The following is a 20,963-nucleotide window of genomic DNA, read 5'->3' on the forward strand; positions in this document are numbered from 1 at the left end:
AAGAAATTCGCTTTGTCTGCGGTTTTTTCGATGTCCCGCTTACAACCACGCGTCCCCCTCCCACTCCTCATCCTCCACTTCCCGGATCACCGTGACTTTCCCCTCGTGCCTGTAATAAGTTGACCAGATGGAGACGGCCTGATCAATGTGGAGGTAAACGGATTCCTGGACGTGGTCGGCATCCGGGTCGCGCTTCCAGGAGATGATGAAGTCATGGCCATTTCTCCGTTTATAAATGTTGATGTAACAGATTCTGTAGAGCCGCTTAGCCTCGTCGCTGTCGACCCAGATCCAGTCTTCTTCCCAGTCATCCCCCTGGTTCACCCATTCGCCCATCTCACCGCGTGTGTACGATTGCTCACGCTTCCTCCGGGAAGACTGTTCAGCCATCAGTCCGATTTGCATCAGGAATCGAAAAACCGGATTGCGCCTCATGGCCGGTCAGCGTGTATATTCAACGAGCGGCGTATCGGATGGCAGGAAGAGCGGGTGGCGAGGCATTCCTTTTATCGTTGTTCCCAGGCAGTACGGTGTTTTTCCGGTTTCCCGGATCATTTCAAGGACCGCCTGATCCCGGCCATCCTTGCCGCCATGCTGCCCCCATGCAACGATGATTTGTTGGGCATTTCCGATTGCGTCGGCCAGGTGCCGGTCATTCGGGAAGTGATGGCGTTCTTCTGAAGCAAAGAGGTCCGTCGGTTTTGTCGCCCTGAAGGAGTAAAGGTTCACGACCTCAAGTGAACCGCAGCCTTGATGCCTGGCGATATTCATGCACTGTTTCAGCGTCGGATCCGGACTTCCGGCATCCGCCGTGCTTGGATTCAGCATCACGAACAGACACTCCGGTTTGCCCGTCTCCCAAGTTACGCTTAGCCGGTAGCGGTGCCTGTCCGTATGATCAAACATCACAAGAACACTCTCATCTTTTGGCCAGAAACCAGACTCGATCCGGACATTCTCTTCTCTCCAGACGACCATATTCATTCCCCTCTCCCCCTGTTCATTCCACCTATCACAATCGATTTTCACCATCTAAAAAAGCAGCCATAATAGCTGCTTTCCTCATTTATATGATGAAGGGTCTTCTCTAATGAGAATTCAATTCTTCCAAAAACGGTATTCTTTCACCCTACCATTCACACAATCGCCGCCCCTTTTGCTTTCTATCATGACTCCGTGAAATGCCGATAAGCGGTTTCGGCAATACGGGCGATGACCGCTTCCCCGCTCTCTGTGGTCGGATTGTCTGCGGAGAAGATACTGACGACCAGCGGGCCTTTACCGCCGGGCAGTCCGATGATGCCGGCATCGTTGATGGCGGAAGCAATCGTTCCAGTCTTATGGGCGACAGGCATTCCTGCGGGAAGTCTTCCAGGAATCCGGTCGTTGAGCTGCTGGCGGTAGAGGATGTCGAGGACAGCACCAGAAACAGCCGGATCGATAAACGCCCCTTCGGCCAACTTCGTCAGGATTGCCGTCATGTCATCCGGAGTACAGAGATTGTTCTCCAAGTCCGTCCTCATCACCAGATTTTCCTTGCCCGACTCCTCGTCCACATCCATCTCAAGCCGCTCGTTCAACTGCTTCCAGGATTCCTCGCTATACGGAACCGGATCCATTCCCACCGCCAGGCTCAGCAGTTCCCAGCAGGAATGTACGATGGAGATATTCTCCGCTCCGATCCTCTTCATCGTTTCCTGTACGTCTTCCTTCCCGAGCATCCCAAGCAGGACATCGGTCGCCATATTGTCGCTGACGATCGTCATGAGGGTGGCAAGGTCCTTGATCGTCACCGGCAGGCCGGGATCAAGCTCCTGCAAAATACCCGAGCCAGGCACCCGCTCCTCCTTCGTGAGTGCAACCCGCGTAGTGAGGTCGATCCTGCCTTCATGGACCTGTTCATACAGCGAAAGCAGAATAGGCACCTTAAATACGCTCGCCATCTGGAACCGTTCATCCGCGCGGATCCGCACTTCCTCACCTGACTGTAAGTGCCTGATGGATACGCCGAATCTGGCGCTGGTTTCCCCTAGTAGTTTCTCAATTTTCCCCTGAAGGCTCATGCCGCTCCCCCTTTCATGTTGGTTTAATTTTCCGATATTTTCTCTCATATTAAAAGAGACTCGGGCAAATTCTGCCGAGTCTCTTGGTTTACTGCATGTCTGCATTAAGTATAGTAGCCCCCAAAAATGACCGGACTCTCTATCAAACCTCAAGGTTCTCAATGATCATGGAAACCCCTTGGCCGCCTCCGCAGCAAAGGCTGGCCAGCCCGTAGCGCTTTCCTTGCTCTCTCAGTTCATAAGCGAGAGTTAGGAGCAGCCTGGCTCCGCTTGCACCGACCGGATGCCCCAGCGCGATGGCTCCGCCATTGACATTCAGCCGCTTCATTTCAAACCCAAGTTCTCTCTGGACGGCCAGCACTTGGGCTGCAAAGGCCTCATTAATCTCGATCAGATCGATATCAGACATTTCCAGCCCGGCGCGTTTCAGTGCCTGCCTGGTTGCGGGAACGGGACCGATCCCCATGATCTTGGGATCCACGCCGCTGATTCCCCAGGAGACGACTTTTGCAAGAGGCTTCTTTCCATGCCGTTCCGCAAGGGCATCATCGCCCATGACGAGCGCTGCCGCTCCGTCATTGATGCCGCTGGATGTGGCTGCCGTTACACTGCCATCCGCTTTGAATGCGGGCCGGAGTTTTTTCATCTTCTCCAGATTGGCTTCGGGTTTAATGTATTCATCTTCAGACAGCGCTACAGCGCCATCCTTTCCCGAAACCGCAATGATTTCTTTTTTGAAGCGTCCTTTACTCCGGGCTTCAGCCGCCCGCTGCTGGCTCATCAGGGCAAACTCTTCCTGTTCTCCTCGGCTGATTTCATATTTCTCTGCCAGGTTTTCAGCAGTGATGCCCATGCCAAGACCGATGTATGGGTCGGAGAGCGTACTGCTCAATACGTCCTCAAAATGCGGAACGCCCATCTTGATCGTTTTAAATCGGAGATCCCTCACGACATGGGGCGTCATCGACATATTCTCTGCGCCCCCGGCAATCACGCCGCTCGCTTCATCCAGGAGGATGGCCTGGGACGCATTGATCGCCGCCTGCAGTCCCGAGCCGCACAGCCTGTTCACCGTCAGCGCCGGCGACTCTTCGGGAACGCCAGACTTGAGTGCCACATGTCGCGCCAGGTACGGGGCGTTCTCGCTTGAGTGGATGACGTTTCCGAAAAAAGCTTGCTCAAGCTCATCCGACGGGATTCCCGAGCGTTCGATCGCGGTTGTTGCGGCGACCGCTCCCAGATCCGAAACTTCCATGTCTTTCAGACTGCCTCCGAATGAACCGAAGGGTGTTCGTGCACCATCCAGAATATAAACGTTTTTCATATTTTCCTCACTTCCTGAACGCAATTCATTCAAATTTTCGGCCTCAGGCCTCAACCTCTGTTGTCTCCAATTTCGTCTCCAGGACCGGCTCTTTCTGACCGAAGCTCTTGATGATCAGAAACAAAATCTCAATGGACAGCAGCAGGAATCCGAGCGGGATAAAATACAGAATCGGATAATAGGTCACTATCCCGCCCTTCATGCTGAAGCCCAGCTGCTCCCGCGTACCGGAAAGGGCATATTGCCATCCGTAAAAAGTCAGCAGGCTGAACAGGACAAGCTCAATGCCCATCATGAGAATGGCGATATTCCGCCGCATAACCGGTTTGAGGCGGTTCGTCAGCATCTCGAGCTTCGGCATGATGCCTGAACCGTACGCATAGGCAAGTGCCGGAAAGAACGCCAGCGGCATCAAAAAATATTGGGTGATTTCATAGCTTCCGAATACACTGGAGCCCATCAGGTTTCTGGTCACCACGTCAATGACGATAAAGGCCATCATGAAGAAGATCGTCGTTCCGCTCAGTAATAGCCCTGCAAATTTCACATAATGAAAGGCACGATACGCCTGGTCGACTGTGCGCATACTCTTCCTCCTCTCTCATTTAGCATCACATCAGGTTAGGCAGCCAGGTCACCAATCCCGGGAACGCAATCATCAGGCTGCACACCACCAGTGCCAGAACAACTGCGAATACCATCGACCTGGCAAAAAGGCGTTCTATTGAAATCCCCGTTACTCCGGAGACTGCGAATACACTCAGCCCGACCGGAGGTGTAAGCAGCCCGATTGTACAAATGACCGATACCAGAATGCCGAACCAGAGAATATCTACATTGATCTCCTGAACAATCGGCAGCAGCACAGGCGTCGCCATAATAATGACCGCTCCGCCCTCAATGAACATAAAGAGGATGAAGTAAATCAGGGACAGCAGAGCCAGGATGAGAACCGGGTATTCAATCAGCGGCCCCAGCGCATTGATCAGCTCTCTCGGCAGCTTGGATACCGTAATGAACCTCCCGAAAATCTGGGCAGTCACCATGATCAGCAAGACCATCGTTGTAATCTTGACAGTTTCCGTGATGGACTCGACATAGAACTTCTTGTTCACCTTACCAAGGAAAAGCGCAGTAAGGAGTCCGAGGAACGCGCCGACTGCCCCTGCCTCTGTTGGCGTAAAGACGCCCGAGTAAATTCCTCCGAAGATGACGGTTACAATAATCGTGCCGACCAAGACCACAAACAACGCACGAAGTGGTGTTAACGGGGCTATTTCCCCGGCTTCGATCTCTTCCTCGATGTCCGGCAACGCCTTTCTCTGATCCGCTTTATGCATATAGAGCATCACCCCGATAATCACGATTGTCATCATGATTCCCGGTACAATCGCTGCGATAAAAAGGGAGCCGATCGGGGTCTCCGTCACGACCCCATACAAGATGAGAATGATGCTCGGCGGGATGATTCCCGAAAGCGATCCGGCGGCTGCAATCGTCGATCCGGCAGTCACGTCCCGGAAGCCGTGTCTGCGAAGCTCCGGTACCGCAACCTGACCGAGCGCTGCCGATGAACCGGTCGTCGAACCGGACACGGCCCCGAGAAATGCGCCGATGATGACGGTCAACGTCCCGAGAAAGCCGGATTTTCCCTTTGAGAACTTATAGACCAGTGCATACATATCCCGGACAATCCCCGACTGAACAATGAACTGAGCCATCAATACAAACAAGGGAATCGTGGTCAGGGTGTAGCTTGCAACCACTTTATACGGGTTGCTCTGCATAAATGAAGTAATATATCCCGGACCTTCCAGCATGATGATTCCCAGGACTCCCATACTCAGCAGCACGGCATGAATATGCATGCCTGCGAACAGAAACACGAGGAAGAGAACCAGCATGATGACATAAAACACCCCAAGGCTCATCTGAACACCTCTTTTCCATTTTATTTAGAAAAAAGGGAGCCCCAGCTCCCCAAACTTCCCCCGGACCATTTTTTATTCCAGATTCATGATGGCTTCCGGAACGGATCCTCCCTGTTCAACGATCAGATCCCTCCAGAGAATCGCCATTTCCTTACCCGGCTGGCCATTCCCCTCCAGCTCTTCAATCCATTCAGTCCAGGTATCTTCGATTCCCTGAACGAGCAATTGCTGTGCTTCTTCATCGACATCATCCATTTTTTCAAACACGGCTCCATTTGCTTCTGCTTCCTCACGGATGACCTCAGCGCGGTCCATCCAGACCTGTGCACCTTTTGTGATCTGCTCATAAGAAGCTTCTTCCATGATCTGCTGGATGTCCTCAGGTATCGTGTTCCAGGTCTCTTCCGTCATCGCCCACATTCCTGAGAAATGCCCCAGGTTCACGCCTTCGAACGTGTAATTAAAGACTTCCTGCATCCCGTATCCTGTCCAGTCCGCAACACTGAAGAAGCTGCCGTGGAACGCTCCCCGGTTGATCGCATCGAACATTTCAGTGGACGGCATCGAGATGGAGCTGATGCCGACATTGTTTGCAAAGATTTCATGCACCCGTGTCGGAGATCGCAGGGAAAGTTTCTTCAAATCATCTGCGGTATCCAGCGTGACATCTTTGGTGGAGATGACATACTCAGCCGTTGTCGGAGTGGCGAACACCTTCAATCCGCGCTTTTTGAACTCCAGGTCAACGAAGGACTGGCCATCAACCAGTTCATGGTCGCCCTTGACCAGTTCGCCGTATGCCTTGGTTGCGATCATCGTATCGGATTCCAGCAGCGGCAGCATCGTCACTTCACTGAGCGGAAAACGCTGAGGGTCATACTGCGTCCAAAGAGGCGCTGCGATATCAATGGCCCCGTTCTCCAGTGCCTGAAGTTCTTCGTTGATCGGAATCAGTTCCTGGTTTGCATAATACTCGAATTCCACACGGCCATCCGTCCGTTCCTCCACTTCCTCCATCCATGGCTTGAAGTATCCTTCCCACCAGCCATTGGCCGTGCTGAGTCCCGATGATAAAGTCAGGACGATTTTTTCATCGCTGTCCGCTGATACGGAATCCGCTGAATCCGCTCCTCCTGACTGTTCCACACAACCGGCAGCTACAAGAGAAAACATGAGGAGAACGCCCCCGAGAGACCACTTTTTCAAATTTTCCACACCCCTTTTTATTAGTTAAGCGCTTACAAAATTTGTCTGACCGCTACTTTTTTTAATTTGGTTTTCATGATTTTTCCTGAGTTTGTTTTCGGAAATTCCTCAATGACCCGGAACTCCGATGGCACCTTGTAGGTAGCCAGGCGTTCCCTGCAAAACGGCTCCAATTCCTCAATCACCGATTCATCATAGCCATCCCGAAGTGTCAGCATGGCGACCACCATTTCTCCCTTTTCAGGATGCGGTGAACCAATAACCGCAGCTTCCAGAATCGCCGGATGCATATACAGCACTTCTTCCACTTCCCGCGGATAAATGTTGAAGCCTGAGCGGATGATCAGATCTTTTTTCCGATCGACGATATAGATGTAGCCCTCGTCATCCTTCATGGCGATATCGCCTGTCTTAAACCAGCCGTCCCGGAACGCTTTCCGGTTTTCCTCTTCACGCTCATAATAGCCCTTCATCACGTTCGGCCCTTTGACGACCAGTTCACCCGGTGTTCCCGGAGGCATTTCTTCAAACGCATCACTCATGATTTTGACTTCTACGTCCTCAATGGGAAGTCCGACACTCCTCAGCTTCTTTTCTCCCTCCACCGGATTCATGCAGACGACAGGCGAAGTTTCCGTGAGTCCGTAGCCTTCGATGATTTCAAACCCGAACAGCTTCGCCCACCGTTGAAAGATTTCTTCAGGCAATGGCGCCGCCCCGGTGTAGGTCAGCCTCAACTTCAGGTCATAATCTGTCAGGTTGGGTTCGTTCAACATATACGTGATCATCGTAGGAGGTCCGAAAAAGTAAGTGATGCGCTGTTCTTCCATTTTCCCGAGTGTTTCGGCAGTCGACTTCCAGCGTTTCATCAAGTAACAAAAACCGCCGCTGATGAGGGTCGTGTTCAGTTGATTGGTCTGGGCAGCGATATGTGTAAGCGGTGCGACGATCAGCGACCGGTCCCGGGCAGTGAGTCCGAGATTCCGGCCGAACACTTCCGCATTGACGTACAGATTGTCATGTGTCAGCACGGCCCCCTTGGGAACACCCGTCGTTCCCGATGTATACAGGATGGTGCACGCTTCCTGATAACGGCTGCCCCCGCCGGCTTCAACTGCCCCCTGATCGATATAGCGGTCGAAATCAGGCCCGGTCACCATCAGTTCCACCGGCCAATCCAGGCCGCTGTTTTTTACACGTTCGGCAATTTTACTTTCCGTAATGATGATCTCCGGCCTGCAGTCGTTCAAGATGATGCCAAACTCCCTGGATGTGAGCGCCGGATTGACTGTTACATTTATGGCGCCGGCCCGCATGCTGGCATAGTAACTGATCACCAATTCAGGGCTGTTCTCCAGGATAATCGCAATTTTGTCCCCGGAACGGATCCCTCGCTCCGTGAACCGGTTGGCCAGCTTCTGGACTTGTTCATTTAATTGCCGATAGGTGAGCTCTCCGGAATCCCATCCGATTGCAGGGTTTTCCGGACGGCTTTCAGCATGTTCCTGCAGTTTCAGATCCAGGTTCATTCTCATCACTCCTTCCGCTGAGCTTTCTTACCGGCCGGCAAAGCTCGGTTTCCGTTTCTCGATAAAGGCCCGGACGCCTTCTTTTGCATCATCGTTTTTGAACACATCCGAGAACAGCTCGATCTCATATCGGAGTCCTTCCGCCAATGGCAGGTTCTGGCCGTGCACCACGGCTTTCTTGATCTTTCCGATTGCGGCCTTCGGCTTTTTCGCGAGTGTTTCCGCCCAGCGGATCGCTTCTTCGTCCGACTCGCCGGCCGGCACCACCCGGTTGACCAATCCTGCCTGCAATGCTTCGTCCGCACCAATGGAATCGCCGAACATCATGATTTCCATCGCCTTCGAACTTCCGACCAGCCTTGGAAGGCGCTGTGTGCCCCCTGCCCCGGGGAAGATGCCCAGGTTGACTTCCGGCAGCCCGAGCTTGGTGTTCTCATCGCAGATTCTGAAGTCACAGGAAAGTGCCAGCTCCAGGCCTCCGCCCAGTACATGCCCTTTCAGAGCGGCAATCACAGGAATCGGAAGCTGGCTCAGCTTCTCGAATGCCTGATGGAAGGCTGCAGTCATCGACAGATCCCTGGAGCCAAGCTTTGAAACAAACTGTTGGATGTCTGCACCTGCAGAGAATGCCTTCTCGCCAGACCCCTTGATCACCAGTGCACGGATATCGTCATTACCGTAGATTTCGTCAAGGTAACCCGACATGGCCTCGATCACTTCCGGATTCAGAGGGTTGTACGGTGGCCGGTTGATCTCCATCACTGCGATATCCTGATGCACTTCAAACAACAACACGTTTTGCATCCTCTTTCACTCCCCCTTCATAGCTGTAGAAGCCTTTTCCGGTTTTCTTTCCGAGGTCCCCGGCTTCGACCATCTTCTTCAGAATCGGGCACGGGCGGTATTTCGGATCACCGAATCCTTCATAGAGTGATTCCATCGCCCAAAGGGTCGTATCGATCCCGGCCATGTCGATCGTTCTGAGCGGCCCCATCTTATGTCCGTATCCGTCGATAAAGCCCTGATCGATTTCCTCTGCCGTCCCGACCCCTTCCATCAGGGCAAAGCAGGCTTCATTGACCATCGGCAGCCAGATCCGGTTCATGAGGAAGCCCGGGTAATCCTTCTCGGCGGTGATCAGCCGTTTGCCGAGCTGTACACCCAGCTGCCTGGCTTTTTCAACAGTCTCTTCCGACGTCTGATAGCCTTTGACCAGTTCCAGCAGGGCCATCATCGGGACGGGGCTGAAAAAGTGCATCCCGATCACTTTCTCCGGGCGTGAAGTGGCGCCGGCAATGGCTGTAATGGAAAGGGTTGACGTATTGGAGGCCAGGAGGCAATCCTCTCCCGCAAGCCGGTCAAGCTTCTCAAACACCTGTTTTTTCAGCTCCAGTTTTTCAGGAACGGCTTCAATCACCGCATCCGCCTCTCCCACCGAAGACCAATCCGTGGAAAACTGGATTCTGTTTAAGACATCTGCAGCACTCTGAACTTTCTTCTTCGATTCAAATTTCTCCAATGAAGCAGCAATGCTCGTTTTCGCTTTGTCGAGTCCCGCTTCCGAAACATCCACGATGGTAACGTCAAGTCCCGCCTGTGCCGCCACCTGCCCGATTCCCGAGCCCATGATGCCTCCGCCGATTACCGTGATTTTCATTTGGTTCTCCCCCATCTATCCTGAATGTCGTTTAATCAGCCAGAATCTGTTTTGCAATGATGATCCGCTGAATCTGGTTGGTGCCTTCATAAATTTGTGTGATTTTCGCATCCCGCATCATCCGTTCCACCGGATAATCCTTGATGAAGCCGTTGCCTCCCAGAAGCTGGACGGCATCCGTCGTGACTTGCATCGCGGTATCCGATGCGAAGCACTTGGCCATGGACGCATAGGCGATGACATCCTCATCATTTTGGTCGAGCATCATAGCCGCCTTTTGGACAAGCAGTCGGGAGGCTTCTATTTTCATCGCCATGTCCGCCAGGGTGGACTGGACCATCTGGAAATGCTGGATCGGCTTTCCGAACTGTTTCCGTTCCTTGACGTACTCGAGGCAATATTCATAAGCCCCTTTCGCAATACCGGTCGCCTGCGCCCCGACAACCGGACGGGTGATGTTGAAGACATTCATCAGGATCTTAAATCCTTCACCTTCACCGCCAAGCAGATTCTCTTCCGGGACGAAGACATCTTCCAGGAACAGTTCACGGGTGACCGAGCCCCGGATGCCCATCTTGTCCTCTTTCTTGCCGAAGGAGAAACCGGGTGTGCCCTTCTCCACAATGAACAGCGAGATTCCTTTTGTCCGCTCCTCGGAGGTCCTGGCAACGATGACATAGATTTCGGAGTCACCGGCATTCGTAATAAAGATTTTGTGTCCATTCAATCGGTAGCCGGTTCCTTCTTTCACGGCTCTGGTCTGGATGCTGGACACGTCCGACCCCGCCCCGGGTTCTGTAATGCCGAACGATCCCAACACTGCACCGGTCGCAAGCGGAACGACGTATTTCTTCTTTTGTTCTTCAGTTCCTGCCAGCAGAAACGGTGTGATGGTCAGTGCCTGTGTCGAAAGCGCTACTGAAGTGGATGCACAAGCCGCAGCAATTTCCTCCACCACAGAAACATGGGCAGCCGAATCGGAACCGACACCGCCATACTCCTCCGGCACGTCGATGCCGAAAAATCCGTTCTCGGCGAGCAGCCTAATATTCTCCCAGGGTGTTTCGCCTTTTTCGTCAACTTCCTGTGCATTCGGGGCGATCCTCTCACGTGAAATTTTTCGGGCGAGATCTTTAATCATTTGTGTTTGTTCGGTCAGCAACATGATCCATTTCCTCCTTTTAAGTGCTTATCTCTCGTCTTTCCTTGAATACCGGTGCTCGCTGTTCCAGAAACGCACCGATTCCTTCGAGGGAGTCGGGGTAATCAAACATCATTGAAAACGCTCTCATTTCCTGGTTGATCAAAGCGCCCTCCTCCGACTCTTTCCGGTTGAACAACTGTTTGACTACCGAAAGGGCCAGGCTGCTTTTATTGATAAATGAACGGGCCAGCAGAAGCGCATCTTCCATTGGCCGGTCACTCACACTTCCTACCAGGCCGATCGACCGGGCCTCCTCGGGCCGAACCAGCTTTCCGGTAAAAATCAGCTCGGCTGCATGTGCCCTGCCTACCATCATCTGAAGTCTGGTGATGGCTCCTCCGCCGGGGATCAGGCCGAGATTGATTTCCGGCATTCCATAAACAGCATCCGGTCCTGAAATCCGAAAGTCACAGGTCAGAATCAGTTCCAGGCCGCTGCCCAGGCAATGTCCGTTGACAACTGCTATATAAGGCTTGCCCGAATGAATGATCAGGTCCTGCAGGGCCTTTGCCTTTTCAGCGAACCCATAAGCCTGAGAAACCGACAGTCCGGTGATTTCCTTCAGATCCGCTCCGGCCAGAAAGGAATGCCCTTCTGCCGTCAGGATCACGGCCCTCACTTCAGGATCCTGATTCAGTGAGCGAAAAGCAGACGATAGCTCAGCGGTCAGGCTTGAATCCAGAACATTGGTATCCGCCGACTGTCTGATTGTCACGATGCCGATCTGCCGGTCCCGTTCAATGACCAGATTTTCAAAAACCTCCATGACTGCACACCTCCCATATCCCGATTACCGCAGATTTGCCCGCTGCCTATTCTTATTGCAAGTCCCATGCCAACTTCATAACGCGCGTCACACCAGCATTCCGCTGTTCATCAGGCCGGCCATGGTGAAAAATTTCACAGAACCCGGTGAAACTTTTCACCAATGGGCCAAAACAAATAAAGACCGGTGAAGTTTTTCACCGGCCTACATTCCATACCTCTTTATTTTCTTCACTAGTGTTGAATGGTCCACACCGAGGTGCCTTGCCGCTTCCCGGATGGTTGTGTACCGGTCCAATGCCAGCCGGATCATTCGCTTTTCGGTCTGCTCCCTCAACTCAGGAAGCGGAATGATTTCGTCCGGGAAGTAATCCTCGACCTGATTTTTGAGAATTTCTCGGGGCAGGTCCTTGCCGCCGATCTCAAAACCCTCCGTCAGAATCACCAACTGCTCCATCGTGTTTTCTAGTTGCCTGACATTGCCCGGCCACGCATATTCCGAAAGCAACCGGTAGGCGCTGTCGGTCAGACGTTTGTCCACGGCATATTTTTTATTGTACTTCTCCAGGAAGTGTGTGCAGAGAACCGGTATGTCTTCCTTGCGGTCACGGAGCGGAGGAATCTTGATCGGGATGACATTCAGCCGGTAATACAGATCCTCTCTGAACTTCCCCTCCTGCACCATTTGTTTCAGGTCCCTGTTGGTGGCGGCCAGAAAGCGAATATCCAGCTTTCTCGGCTTTGTACCGCCTACCCGCGTGACTTCCCGGGTCTGGATCACCCTCAGCAGCTTGACCTGGAGGTGCAATGGAATCTCCCCGATTTCATCCAGAAGAACCGTTCCTTTATCGGCTGCTTCCAGCAAGCCCGGCTTTGCACTCACTGCTCCGGTGAAAGCCCCTTTTTCATGACCGAACAGTTCCGCTTCCATCAGCGTCTCGGGAATCGCTCCGCAGTTAATCTGGATAAAAGGGAACTCGCGCCGGTCGCTGACTTTGTGAATCGTCTTGGAGACGACTTCCTTTCCGACCCCGGACTCCCCGATGATCAGGATATTCGCCTCGGTCTTCGCGACTTTTGCGACTTTCTCTTTCAGTTTCTTTGTCTCGAATGAGGCGCCGATCCACTCATCGGTTTTCAGCATCTGGAGCCTGAGCTGCTGCAGCTCGGTATAATTGATGTCAACCTGGTTGTGGTGCTCCCGGTACAGGTCATCAATCCTTGAGAACCGGTGGTAATTCGCCACATAGCAGATAAACCGACCTTCTTTATCATAAATCGGCTTACTCGTAATGAAGACCTCAATTCCCGTTCGGAGCTTTTGGGAAATTGTCAGCGGGTCCTTCTTCAGGATCTTCATCGACTGGCTGATGATGATCCCGTCTTCCTCCATGTCTTTTGTGGTCTTCCCGACAATTTCAGTCGTGGGCACCCCCGAAATTTCCTCAACCGCTTTGTTTGCGTAAAAGATCCTCCCTCTCAGATCCGACAGCAAAAAGCCATCGAAGCTCTGATCGATTGCCTCCAGAAAAACCTGGTCGATGTCCAATGTGGTTTGGTGACTCATCGTTTCTCCCCCTGTCACTAGCCGGGCCCTGAAATCCATTTTCACCTATCATACCAAATTTTCAGACAACGGGTTGCCTATTGGAAAGCCATCACCCATAATAAATAGAACAAGGTTCTTGCTTAGTGAGGTGAAGCGATATGCAGATCCATTTAACCCAGCGCCAGGAGCAACAGCTGATCATGACAGCTGAGCTGAGGCAGTCCATCGAACTCCTGCAGATGACCCATATGGAGCTGAATGACTTTCTGCAGGAACAGGAGATGGAGAATCCGCTGATAGAACTTGAGTATCCAAATAACCGGAATTCCACTCAAAATCAACCTGCTAGCGCTCAAAGTCCTGAATGGATTGAACAATTTGGCTCGGAACTTCAGCTGGACCGCAGCGAATTGCTGCTTAACCTTCAATTCACATTCCGGAATCCCGATACGATCCGCTTTCTCGCTTACCTGATTGGTCAACTTGACGACAACGGTTACCTGCAGCTTTCCTCCGATGACCAGATTGGAGAAGAAGAACTGAGCCGAGGAATCCGGCTTCTCCAAAAAGTCGGCCCTCCCGGAATCGGTGCACGGAACCTTCAGGAGTGTTTGCTTCTTCAATTGGAAGACGGCGAGGACCACGCCTCCCGGCTGATCCATGACCATTTCGATCTGCTCTCCCAAAGAAAATGGAAGGACATCGCCCGCTCCATGGAGATTTCAATCGACGAGGTGAAAATTGCGGTTGACCGGATCCGATCACTGAACCCGAGACCCTGTGAACTGGATGCTGCTCCGGCTCCCCACTACATCATTCCGGACGTTTGGATCAGCCTGGATCCAAACGGAGCCCTGACTTACAGGCTCAACGACCAGGCCCTGCCCCGGATCAAACTGAACTCAGATTATTTGCCGCTGATGCATCAGTCGAACGAAGTTGGCCATTATCTTCAGGACCGCCATAAACAATACAATTGGCTGATCAAAAGCCTGGAACAGCGGCAACAGACACTGGCAAAAATCACTGCCTTCCTGATGGATCATCAATCCGAATTTCTCCAAAAAGGCGAGCTGTTTTTGAAACCGCTTACGATGGGAATCGTTGCACAAGCCCTGGATATACACGAATCCACCGTCAGCCGAACGGTCAAAAACAAATCCATGCAGACACCGGTCGGCCTCATTAACATGAACGACCTGTTTTCTTCGGCACTGGACGCTTCGGAATCGTCGGCAGCTTCGAGTACACAAGTGAAATCGCTGCTGAAGGACTATGTGTCAAAAGAAAACAAAGCGAAGCCCCTGTCGGACCAGAAGCTGGCCGATGTCATGAAGCAGGAACACGGCATCTCAGTCTCCAGGAGGACGATTGCAAAGTACCGGGAAGAGTTGAATATCCCGAGTTCGAGCTTGAGGAAAGAGATCGGAAGCTGATAGAAGCTATCATACAAAGAGAGACCTTGCGGACTGCCATGTCCGCAAGGTCTCTTTATTTTAATCCTTAATTTTGTTGCGTTTCTACAGGCTCCCCTGCCTTCACCAGATCCTGATTCCTCCCCATCAGGATCGCCAGTACTACAATCAGTACGCCCGTTCCAAGCAGGAGCCATTCGATCCGAATCACGTCTGCCAGCGGGCCAAATACCAGCATGCCGAGGGGCATCATCGAGGTGGAGATCATGCCGAGGACTCCGAAAACGCGCCCCAGATAGTTTTCCTCAATCTTTTCTTGCAGCAGTGTCATGGCCGGTGTGTTGAAGATCGGCATCACAATGCCGAAGAGGGCCATGAAGCCGAGATAAATCCAGAAGATCGGGACGAGGCCGAGACCAAATGTACAGATGCCCATGATCACACTGGCGAAGCCGAGCGTCTTGATTCGGTTCGGGAATCCGCCCCACGTGGCGATGATGCCCCCACCCGCCATCATGCCTACAGAGAAGGCGATTTCGATGGCCGTGAGTCTCCAGATGTCATCGCCGAAACTTCGCGTGACCTGGAGCGGCGTCAGGAACGCGGCCGGAGCCATCAGGACGAAGAAGACAGCAAAGAAGATGAAGAACTTCTTCAGAAAGGCATGTTGGCCGATGTAGCGAAGCCCTTCCTTGAAATCGCTGAGGTAGGTCGTCTCCTGTTTGGATGCCGCCTTTTCGTGGACGGCCACTTTTACGAAGAACAACAGCGTGAAGATCGCGATCGCCGCCGTCACCACATCGACGAAGAAGATGACTTCGATCGAGGCCATCGCGAGCAGGGCTGCGCTGACCATCGGTGAGACGAACATGATAATCGCCTGGATGCTCCCGTTGACCCCGTTCACCTGTGTCAGCTTCTCTTTCGGGACGATCTGCGGAAGAATCGCACCGACAGCAGGAGTTTGGATACCTGTACCGAATGCCCGTATTGCTGCCATGAGGAACAGCAGCCAGATCGCGTCATAGCCCATCAGGAAGAGAATGGCCAGAATCAGTGTCGACAGTGCAATCAGACCGTCCGCCACAATGATCAGGATCTTTCGGTTATACCGGTCCGCCCATACCCCTGCCACCGGCGACAGAAGGAACGTCGGGATGAACCCGCAAATGATGTACAGTGTCATCATCATCCCTGATTTCGTTTCCAGCGTGATATGCCACATGATCGCATACTGCACGAGCGACGAGCCGAACAGCGAGACCGTCTGGCTGCTTAAAAAGAGGATAATGTTTCTGAGCCAATTTTCCTTGGCATTGTTTGTGACCGAATTCATCGTTTTCCCACTCACTTCTATTCATTTTGTTTGGGAAGTCCGATCTGGCAGGCAACAAAAAAGAGGCGGCTTCGCCCCCTCTCTTTGCTTGAACCTCTATCAGGTTTCCAAAAGACAGACCGATCCCGTTTCCCTGCCAAAAAGCAGGGCTTCCATCATATTCAGTTGAATGGATAACGGAAACGCAATTTCATCGATGCGGTCATCATGGAAACCTCCTGTGTGTGTAGTGTCATAAGAATAACCGATGAGAATGGGATAGGCAATTGGTTTTGAAATAAAAAAGCAGCATCTATAAGTGCTCCTCTCTCACTGTTCTTCCACATGAACGACCAGTTCTCCTCAGCACTGGATGCTTCGGAATCGTCGGCTGCTTCGAGCACACAAGTAAAATCATTACTGAAGGACTACGTGCTAAATGAGAACAAAACGAAGCCCCTGTCGGACCAGAAACTGGCCGATGTCATCAAGAAGGTACACGGCATCTCCGTCTCCAGGAGGACGATTGCAAAGAATCGGGAAGATCTGAACATCCCGAGTTCGAGCAGGAGGAAGGAGATCGGAAGCTGAAACACCGTTTTAGTTTGTATGAAAGAGACCTTGCGGAATGCCGTATCCGCAAGGTCTCTTTGCCCAAATCAATATAGTATCAGCCTAGTTTAACCTGCTCTTTTGGAGCCAGATGCAGGTCACTACACTTTCCTGCTTTCAAAATAAAACTATCCGAGCTCTGAGGGAACTTCTTTTCCAAGTTCTTTCCTAGCTTAATGACACGATCAAGATCTATCCCTGTTTCGATACCCATCTCATGCAATGCATGAATCAAGTCCTCTGAAGAGATATTCCCGCTTGCATTTGGTGCATATGGGCAACCACCTAATCCAGCTACCGAACTATCAAAGTTCACTATGCCTTCTTCAAGGCCAACCAATGCATTGGCAAATGCCATCCCTCTCGTATTGTGGAGGTGCAGTGAGAAATCGAATTCTGGAAACTCTTTTTTTATGGCCCTTATTATCTTTCTGACCCTCACAGGATTCCCCATTCCGGTAGTGTCGGCAAGAGATATATTTGTCACTCCTAAGTCTGCATACTTCTCAGATATTTGGAGTATCCTGCTGACGGGCACATCACCTTCATACGGGCATCCAAAGACCACTGAAATGGATCCCGAAACCGGCATGCCGGCTTCATTTGCTCGATTAATAAGCGGCTTAAAATCTTCCATCGCATCGAATGTCGTTCTATTTGCATTGCTTAAACTATGTGAATCTGTTGCAGACAACATTAATTTCACCTTATCCACTTTAGCCTTAATTGCTCTTTCAAGACCAATTAAGTTTGGCACCAGTGCCCTTAGCTGAACACCATTTCTTCTATCGATTTTTTGCAAAAGTTCATCTGCATCTTTGAGCTGGGGAATGGCTTTCGGGTGAACAAAAGATGTAACTTCAATTTGCTTAAAACCGCAATAGATAATCTCATTAACGATTTCCACTTTTTCTTCTAATGGAATATTAGCGGGGAGACTTTGAAACCCGTCTCGCGGACAAACCTCGGTGACAGTAACCCTTTCAGGGATGACAGACATGCTTAAATCACTCCGCTCTTTTTAAGTTCCTCTAAGTCAGCACTTGTGTAATTTAGCAATTCAGTAAGAATTTCCTGGTTATGTTCTCCCAGGTCCGGTCCGACGTTTCGTATTTTGCCTGGGGTTTCCGAAAACTTTGGAACAACTCCTGGCATTTTGATGGTGCCCAAACGCGGATGCTCGACTTCAACAATATTTTCTCTGGCCCTGTAATGTTCATCTCTAAATATATCTTCAATACTATAAATCGGGCTGATCGGGACCCCGTGTTCATCCAGGTATTTTTGGATTTCATCACGGGTAAACTGCTTCACCCAATCTGCCACAATGCCATTTGTCAGATCGAAGTTTTTCAGCCGGACAGAATTCGTGTAAAACCGATCGTCGGCGAGCATATCTTCACGATCCATCGCCTTTGCAAGACGTTCGAAGGTCCTATCGGAACTGGTCACCAACACCATCCAATGCCCATCTTTAGTCTGGAAAGTACCGGCAGGACTAGAATGTCCGCTCAAGCCCGGAGACCGTTCTTTAATGATGCCATTTTGGTCATAATCAGCCACCAGAAACTCCATCATCCGGAAAACTGATTCATATAGACTGATATCAACGAATTGCCCCTTCTGCTCATCAGCGCGATTCCTGTGGAAAAGCGCCGAGACTGTTGCAAAGGCAACGTACACACCGGTTATATAATCTGTTAAAGAAAATGACGGACTAATGGGAGGCCGATCTGAATAGCCGTGCAGATAAGTGAATCCGCTGTACGCTGTTGCAGGCGTTCCAAAGCCGGCTTTGTGCGAATTTGGCCCAGTTTGTCCATATCCAGTCACTCGGATCATAATTAAGTCGTTGTTAACTTCTTTTAATACCTCGTACCCGACCCCCCATTTCTCCAGGGTTCCGGGACGGAAATTTTCAATCACCACGTCAGAAACTGCTACAAGTTCTTTTAGTATTTTCTTACCTTGTTCTGTATGTAAGTCTAAGGTAAGCGACTTTTTATTTCGAGCCAATGCTGGCCAACGAAGTGGCTCTTCTTCGTGAAACGGCCCCATGTCACGTAAAGAATCTCCCCTTTTTGGAATTTCTACTTTGATGACGTCTGCTCCAAAATCCCCCAGTAGAACTGCTCCATAAGGGGCTGCAATCATCGTCGATAAATCCAATACTCGAATCCCGGTCAATGGACCTTGGCTGCCAACCTTAATTTCCATCTGGCCTCTCCTCCTTTACTCCTCTCCCTGTCAACCTGACGGGAGATTAAGAGAACGAAGTGTCAAGCAGTAACGCTTGAACTACTCCGCATCAAACGATAAATAGCGCCTGCATCTTTTTCTTCTTCCAAATTCAGAATAAAATCTAGAACATGTTGTTGTTGTTCATCGGTAAGCTGATTGGCTGTTAAACGGATAAACTTATTTATAATAGCTTCTTGAGACATTTTTTCCGTCGGGCCACCGCTTGCCTGATCTTTTTCAACTGTAATCGTTTGACCAGAAGCTAATGTCATCACGACTTTTACAGGCATTGATTTAGGGTAATTTCTATCCATTTCTGTATCATGGTGAACAAATACCTTTTGAGTGAAGGCCGAAATTGCTTTATCCTTCAAATAACGATCTATAAAAGCTGATTCATCAGATATTCCGGTTACATACCATGAAGCTAAAGCATACGGAATACTAAACTTCGCAGAAAGTTCATTGATAATCTCCTGCCTGTTGAGAGTAGCGGCACGCTCGTAAGTGTAAACATCTACCCTATTAATTTCTTCGCCTGATTTTTTTAGATGGATTGCTTCTTTAAAAGCTTCCAACGGCGCATGAGAATAGCGACAGAATGCATGGTTTTTAAAATAATTCTTTTTTACATCCCACAAAATTTCTTGAGAAGGAAATTCGGCGCCAACACTGTTCCCAAACAAATTTCCGAAGACATGACTGATATTGTTTACAGGTGCATGGACGCCAGCCTTAACAAGTCTTTGTGCCTGAATACCCGAAGCAAGTGCCTTTCCTACATAAACATTACGTATAAAAGCACCTTCAAGCGCTGCATTCCAAGATGTTGGCAGCGCAAATGTCGCTGCCGTATTAAGTGCTTCATATAATTCATCTGTGGTTGAATTAGCAGCGAACATCGCGGCGGCAGTTGCACCGAGCACTCCCCAAGTACCATGGGCGTGCATCTCAGAGTGAAGGGAAGCATTTCTTCCAAAATAAGAGCAAGATTCATAGCTTTTTACAACATTCAGCAGAAACTCTTTCCCGCTCATTTTGTAGCCATCTTTCTGCGCCAAAATCCATAGAACAGGCAGACAATGTGCTGCAGGGTGCCCTTTGCTGTATTGATTGCCTTCATCCAGCTCAAGTGCAACCACTGCCGCTCCTGTGATTAGTGCCACATCTGCAAGAGTCAGCTTCGATCCATTTAGAAGCAGCTCTTCGTCTCCAGGTTCAGCTACATCTGAAATCAGCCGCCTAATGCCTTCTTTATCAACGGCCCCGACATAAGCCCCAAGTGTATCTAACAAAATGAGCTTCGATGATTTGATCGTATCCTCGTCCAGATCATCCCAATCTAACTGACTCAGCTTTTCAATGAATTGCTTCATACGTACCCCCTTATATCAAACTATTTGAAAGTTCCCCATCTTTTTGTTGATATTTCTGGCGGCGGACATCAATAGGTCTTTATAGAATATTTCTTGGGAGGCTGATAACCTTTGTATCGGCCCTGCGATGGTCAGGCTGGCGATTGATGTCCCTGTATAATCAATGATTGGAACGGCGATTGCGTAACTACCGGGAACACGCTCTCCTTTAGTTATTGCATAGCCATCCTTCCTGATTTGATCCAGATCTTTTGTAAATAGCGTCTTGTTGATGTCATGCTCTGTACCAATCTTATTGACGACATGTTTGCGTTCCTGATCTTCCAAAAACGCAATCAGTACTTTTCCGGAAGCGCCTAGATGGGCTTCCTTTCTTTCCCCTATTCTTACAAAATTCCGGACGTCTAATGGACTGTCGACCTTTTCAATACAAACCCTACTAGTCTCATCCAAGACATTTAGTTCAGCGGTCTCTTTTGTATGCCGGACAATTTCATTCATAAATGGTAGAGCAACTCTACGGACATCCAATTGATTTTGTACTATACTACCAAGCCTGAAGAAGTTGATTCCCAATGAGTATCTGTGATTGTCTTCGTTTCTGACGATATAATCTGCCTTCTCCATTGAATCTAAAATCCTGAAAACAGTACTCTTCGGATAACCGAGTTTTTCTTGTATCTCGGTAATCGACAAACTTGGAGTATCCATCGTAAACAGTTCCAAGATGCTGAACATTTTCTCGAAAGACTTCATTATTTTCCCTCATGTCTAAA

Annotated in this window: 20 protein-coding genes; 2 read left to right on the forward strand and 18 right to left on the reverse strand. The window is 50.5% G+C overall.

Translation table 11 applies throughout. The features are described 5' to 3' along the window. Window positions 1-39: 39 nt before the first annotated feature. From AV656_RS08145 to AV656_RS08205, 13 genes are all read right to left on the reverse strand, one after another. Window positions 40-405: a hypothetical protein gene (locus AV656_RS08145; RefSeq protein ID WP_156484819.1), complete on the reverse strand. Its 366-nt coding sequence runs from the start codon at window positions 403-405 to the stop codon at window positions 40-42. A gap of 36 nt (window positions 406-441) precedes the next feature. Continuing rightward, entirely contained in the window at window positions 442-984 is a 543-nt protein-coding gene (locus tag AV656_RS08150) for a DUF1643 domain-containing protein (protein ID WP_063180691.1), read from the reverse strand. A gap of 182 nt (window positions 985-1,166) precedes the next feature. Further along, complete coding sequence (locus AV656_RS08155; protein ID WP_063180693.1) at window positions 1,167-2,063, reverse strand: serine hydrolase; 897 nt, start codon at window positions 2,061-2,063, stop codon at window positions 1,167-1,169. A 142-nt stretch (window positions 2,064-2,205) separates the two neighbouring features. Continuing rightward, a complete protein-coding gene (locus AV656_RS08160; RefSeq protein ID WP_063180695.1) occupies window positions 2,206-3,387 on the reverse strand; it encodes a thiolase family protein in 1,182 nt (393 codons plus the stop codon). 43 nt (window positions 3,388-3,430) lie between these two features. Further along, on the reverse strand, window positions 3,431-3,973 hold the full coding sequence (locus AV656_RS08165) for a TRAP transporter small permease (protein ID WP_063180697.1): 543 nt from the start codon (window positions 3,971-3,973) through the stop codon (window positions 3,431-3,433). A gap of 25 nt (window positions 3,974-3,998) precedes the next feature. Continuing rightward, on the reverse strand, window positions 3,999-5,318 hold the full coding sequence (locus tag AV656_RS08170) for a TRAP transporter large permease (RefSeq protein ID WP_063180699.1): 1,320 nt from the start codon (window positions 5,316-5,318) through the stop codon (window positions 3,999-4,001). Window positions 5,319-5,390: 72 nt separating this feature from the next. Then, window positions 5,391-6,524 (reverse strand): TRAP transporter substrate-binding protein DctP, encoded by a 1,134-nt coding sequence (dctP, locus tag AV656_RS08175; RefSeq protein ID WP_156484820.1) that lies wholly within the window; start codon window positions 6,522-6,524, stop codon window positions 5,391-5,393. Window positions 6,525-6,556: 32 nt separating this feature from the next. After that, complete coding sequence (locus tag AV656_RS08180) at window positions 6,557-8,053, reverse strand: class I adenylate-forming enzyme family protein (protein ID WP_063180702.1); 1,497 nt, start codon at window positions 8,051-8,053, stop codon at window positions 6,557-6,559. A 27-nt stretch (window positions 8,054-8,080) separates the two neighbouring features. Continuing rightward, entirely contained in the window at window positions 8,081-8,857 is a 777-nt protein-coding gene (locus tag AV656_RS08185) for an enoyl-CoA hydratase/isomerase family protein (protein ID WP_063180703.1), read from the reverse strand. Then, window positions 8,835-9,710: a 3-hydroxyacyl-CoA dehydrogenase family protein gene (locus tag AV656_RS08190; protein ID WP_063180704.1), complete on the reverse strand. Its 876-nt coding sequence runs from the start codon at window positions 9,708-9,710 to the stop codon at window positions 8,835-8,837. The genes AV656_RS08185 and AV656_RS08190 overlap by 23 nt, the downstream gene beginning before the upstream one ends. Window positions 9,711-9,741: 31 nt before the next feature. Beyond that, window positions 9,742-10,875, reverse strand: a complete 1,134-nt coding sequence (locus AV656_RS08195; protein ID WP_063180705.1) for an acyl-CoA dehydrogenase family protein — start codon at window positions 10,873-10,875, stop codon at window positions 9,742-9,744. Between the two features lie 16 nt (window positions 10,876-10,891). Next, window positions 10,892-11,680: an enoyl-CoA hydratase/isomerase family protein gene (locus tag AV656_RS08200; RefSeq protein ID WP_063180707.1), complete on the reverse strand. Its 789-nt coding sequence runs from the start codon at window positions 11,678-11,680 to the stop codon at window positions 10,892-10,894. A gap of 204 nt (window positions 11,681-11,884) precedes the next feature. Then, window positions 11,885-13,246 carry a sigma-54 interaction domain-containing protein gene (locus AV656_RS08205; RefSeq protein ID WP_063180709.1) on the reverse strand — a complete coding sequence of 454 codons (1,362 nt, stop codon included), beginning with the start codon at window positions 13,244-13,246 and terminating at the stop codon, window positions 11,885-11,887. A 140-nt stretch (window positions 13,247-13,386) separates the two neighbouring features. Here AV656_RS08205 and rpoN point away from each other — a divergent pair, with 140 nt between their 5' ends. After that, entirely contained in the window at window positions 13,387-14,664 is a 1,278-nt protein-coding gene (rpoN, locus tag AV656_RS08210; RefSeq protein WP_063180711.1) for an RNA polymerase factor sigma-54, read from the forward strand. A gap of 67 nt (window positions 14,665-14,731) precedes the next feature. Here the strand turns inward: rpoN and AV656_RS08215 are convergent, their stop codons facing one another. Continuing rightward, window positions 14,732-15,979 carry an MFS transporter gene (locus AV656_RS08215; RefSeq protein ID WP_063180713.1) on the reverse strand — a complete coding sequence of 416 codons (1,248 nt, stop codon included), beginning with the start codon at window positions 15,977-15,979 and terminating at the stop codon, window positions 14,732-14,734. 324 nt (window positions 15,980-16,303) lie between these two features. On the opposite strand from AV656_RS08215, the gene AV656_RS08220 reads away from it, so the two are divergent. Next, entirely contained in the window at window positions 16,304-16,549 is a 246-nt protein-coding gene (locus AV656_RS08220; protein ID WP_063180715.1) for a hypothetical protein, read from the forward strand. A gap of 79 nt (window positions 16,550-16,628) precedes the next feature. Here the strand turns inward: AV656_RS08220 and AV656_RS08225 are convergent, their stop codons facing one another. The 4 genes from AV656_RS08225 to AV656_RS08240 form a co-directional block, all read right to left on the reverse strand. Beyond that, on the reverse strand, window positions 16,629-17,570 hold the full coding sequence (locus tag AV656_RS08225) for a hydroxymethylglutaryl-CoA lyase (protein ID WP_063180717.1): 942 nt from the start codon (window positions 17,568-17,570) through the stop codon (window positions 16,629-16,631). Between the two features lie 2 nt (window positions 17,571-17,572). After that, window positions 17,573-18,787, reverse strand: a complete 1,215-nt coding sequence (locus AV656_RS08230) for a CaiB/BaiF CoA transferase family protein (RefSeq protein WP_063180719.1) — start codon at window positions 18,785-18,787, stop codon at window positions 17,573-17,575. Window positions 18,788-18,849: 62 nt separating this feature from the next. Beyond that, entirely contained in the window at window positions 18,850-20,187 is a 1,338-nt protein-coding gene (locus AV656_RS08235; protein ID WP_063180721.1) for an MmgE/PrpD family protein, read from the reverse strand. Window positions 20,188-20,202: 15 nt separating this feature from the next. Next, window positions 20,203-20,943, reverse strand: coding sequence for an IclR family transcriptional regulator (locus AV656_RS08240; RefSeq protein ID WP_063180723.1), 741 nt, complete (start codon window positions 20,941-20,943; stop codon window positions 20,203-20,205). Between the last annotated feature and the right edge of the window lie 20 nt (window positions 20,944-20,963).

Source organism: Bhargavaea cecembensis (assembly GCF_001619585.1).
GTDB classification, from domain to species: Bacteria; Bacillota; Bacilli; order Bacillales_A; family Planococcaceae; genus Bhargavaea; species Bhargavaea cecembensis_A.